General features: G+C 39.2%; 4 protein-coding genes. 3 read left to right on the forward strand and 1 reads right to left on the reverse strand.

Annotation, left to right across the window (positions count from 1 at the left end; genetic code table 11):
• The 3 genes from Q7P22_RS06000 to Q7P22_RS06010 all read left to right on the forward strand — a co-directional run.
• Nucleotides 1-615: amidohydrolase family protein (locus Q7P22_RS06000; protein WP_303861928.1), on the forward strand; the 615-nt coding region annotated here is incomplete at its 5' end.
• Nucleotides 612-1,271 carry a ChbG/HpnK family deacetylase gene (locus Q7P22_RS06005; RefSeq protein WP_303861930.1) on the forward strand — a complete coding sequence of 220 codons (660 nt, stop codon included), beginning with the start codon at nucleotides 612-614 and terminating at the stop codon, nucleotides 1,269-1,271. The genes Q7P22_RS06000 and Q7P22_RS06005, both read left to right, overlap by 4 nt.
• Before the next feature lie 203 nt (nucleotides 1,272-1,474).
• Nucleotides 1,475-1,903: a hypothetical protein gene (locus Q7P22_RS06010; RefSeq protein ID WP_303861932.1), complete on the forward strand. Its 429-nt coding sequence runs from the start codon at nucleotides 1,475-1,477 to the stop codon at nucleotides 1,901-1,903.
• Between the two features lie 834 nt (nucleotides 1,904-2,737).
• On the opposite strand, the gene Q7P22_RS06015 is transcribed toward Q7P22_RS06010, so the two are convergent.
• Nucleotides 2,738-2,955, reverse strand: a 218-nt coding sequence (locus tag Q7P22_RS06015) for a hypothetical protein (protein ID WP_303861935.1), incomplete at its 5' end; no start/stop codon positions are given.

Consider the following 2,955-nt stretch of genomic DNA (forward strand, 5'->3'; position numbering starts at 1 on the left):
TATGCACAAGCCGAATTCGGATATAATCTTGGAATTTCTGTTGCAACACATACGGGCAATGTGATGACAGATATGCACCATAGAGATATAGGTGGTTTAGGCGCTGCTTTAACTGATAATAGAGTTGACTGTGAAGTCATATGTGATGGTCTTCATATTTGCAACCAAATGCTTAGTATATTTTTCAAGCTAAAAGATGTCTCTAAATTTATGATGATAAGTGATTGTACTGCATTATCAGGTGCTCCTGTTGGTATCTATAAGAGCGATACGAAAGATACAGTACTGAATGTAACAAAAGAGGGTTTCGTTTTAACAGATACCGGAAGACTAATGGGATCAAGTAAGCCGGTACTTTTTGGAATAAGAAACCTAGTTGAAAATGTAGGGATATCACTTGAGACCTGTCTTGAGATGGCATGCCTTAATCCGGCAAAAAAATATGGTTTTGCTAGTAAAAAAGGATCAATAAGTGTTGGAAAAGACGCGGATTTTGTTGTTATAACCGATGACTGGCAAGTTCAAGATACGTTTGTTCAAGGTGAAAGAGTTTTTGATAAGGACGAAGATGGAGATCTGTTCAATGCAGAATTCATCAAGGAGCGAAAGGATTGAGCAAAAAACTTATAATATCAGCCGATGATTTTGTATTTTTAGAGGCATATACTCTAGGAGCTATTCATGGGTGTGTAAATGGTGTAGTAACAGTACTATCTCTGATGTCAAATATGGATGCAGCAGAATTTGCTGTGACAATGAAAAATAATGTATGCCTGAATATTGGAATGGCTCTACATGTAAATTTTGTTCAAGGCAGGTCCATATGTGACCCGGGTCAGATTCCGTCGCTGGTTGATTCTAATGGTTTTTTTATAGAAGCTATCAGTGGAAAAGTGATGTTTTTGGTACTGAAAAATGCAAAGGTGATGTATACCCACTTTTTTGATGATATTAAAAGGGAAGCAAAAGCTCAAATGGAGCATTTTAAAGAGCTTACAGGATATTATCCAATCCATATGGAGGGTCACAGTGCTATGACAACTCCTATGCTTCAAGCATTCGAGGAGCTTAGTGAGGAGTATGGAATTCATTACAATGAAAAAATACCATTTAGAGGTATGGGGCTATATTCTTATGCGGAAGCTAAAAGTCCGTTTCTAATGAAGATCCTTGAAAGAGGTAGCTCGCCAGGCGATTGGGAAAAGGATGCATTTAAGGTGCTGAATGCCCCTACGAAATTGCAATTTTGCATTTTCATCCTAATTATTTAGACCAATATCTTCTTGATAATACTTCTCTTACACTTCCAAGGTGTCGTGATCTTGAGACACTCTGTGATTTACGCGTGCGATCGTGGATACAACATAATGGCATAGAGCTAGTAAATTATTCAGCAGTATATCAATGATATTAATAATTAGGTAGATTCTCATAAAGAAGAACTGGAATAGGAATGCGGCAGGATATTACACAATTGCTTGAAGAAGAAAAACTTCGGTTATCTCGAAGGATGAAATACAACCTTGAACAGGCACTCTCTCTTTTCCCTTATGAATTCTCAGTAGATTTTGTTTCAAATGGCAAAATGATTGTTTATCTACCAAATAAAATTATTAGATCACAATTGCAAGGAGTAATTGTGATTGGGGAATGTGGTATTTCAGTTTTTGGGAAAATCCTTAATCGGTCTGTCAGTAGATTTGATTCTTGGACTAGCGTAGTTAGCGTGGACGTAAAGAGCTTGCCTTTTACGGGAGTATTTATTGATTATCGGATTAAAGATGGACACCGAATAATTTTTCAAGAAACTTATAGAGGTAAAAAATCGTTTCAACAACTTAAAAGACTAGAGACAACCTGTGCGAAATATTTATCAAAGTCCAATAATTCATCGGTTGCTTAACATAATATATTTTTGATTTTATATAATATTTACATATTTTAAAGAATGCAGTAGTCTCAGGTGAGTTGGCCATAACTAGTCTGTCAAGGCCTAAGTTCTAGGCTTGTAGGAGCTTGCCTGCCAGTTTGTGGAGCATGTAGTAAGCGAAGTGAAAAGTGTCGAGGCAGACATGGTTTGAAAAGACATTGGTCCTGAGCAGATAGGGCACCATAATTGAGTGCTCAATATTTATGCTGAGGCGTTCAACCTATAGGATCCAAGGGCAAGATGCGGTTGTTTTCCTCAGGTGAGGTAATGAAGTTCTTCTTTAGGATTGATCGCGCACTTGTGGTTGGCTTAGTTAAAAGCTATATCACAGTGAAGTCTTCACCAGAAAGGTCGAAGGGATATCTATCCAAGACAGTTGGCATAGGCGGACTCAACAAAGGTACCCAGTCTGTGTTGCCCTTAATGCTAAGGTGGCTGATCTCAAATGATACCTATTTAGTGAGGGTAAAGATTTTTTTTCTATCTATAGATTTAGCAGACGAATAGTGGATAGCGTCATAACAAAGATTGAACTATCTTGATAGTCGTTATGGTAGTGATGTGACAGGCGCTTTTGAGATGCCGGGTTGGTTTCCCCTCCAAATCCCGTGATGATGTGCCCTAGGGCATGGGTTGCGAGGTTTGCTTTGTCAGAGACGACGAGGAAGGCATACTAGCTCAAACTTGTATTTAGTCAAGTCTGACTTTCGGATTGGGGCATGTTACCGAAAATCTGTACCAACTGACACAGACGGAGGTACTGGATATATTCCCTTGAAGAGAAAAAATGAGCAATCGAGTTGTATATCAGATACGACCAAGAACCGTGCTGCCGTAATTAATGAAACCGGATGTCCCTGTAGGGTCCAGCTCCTTGCTTGGTATCAGGATTACAGAAAAAACGATACTAAACTCAGTAAGGATAGATATCAGCGCTATAGCGACGAGCAGAAGTGCACTGCCGTCGATCACTACCTCGCACACGGTCGCTGCAATGCCCGAACGAAAAGGGCTCTCGGGTATCC

It is taken from the genome of Alkalibaculum bacchi (assembly GCF_937875145.1).
Classification (GTDB): Bacteria; Bacillota; Clostridia; order Eubacteriales; family Alkalibacteraceae; genus Alkalibaculum; species Alkalibaculum bacchi_A.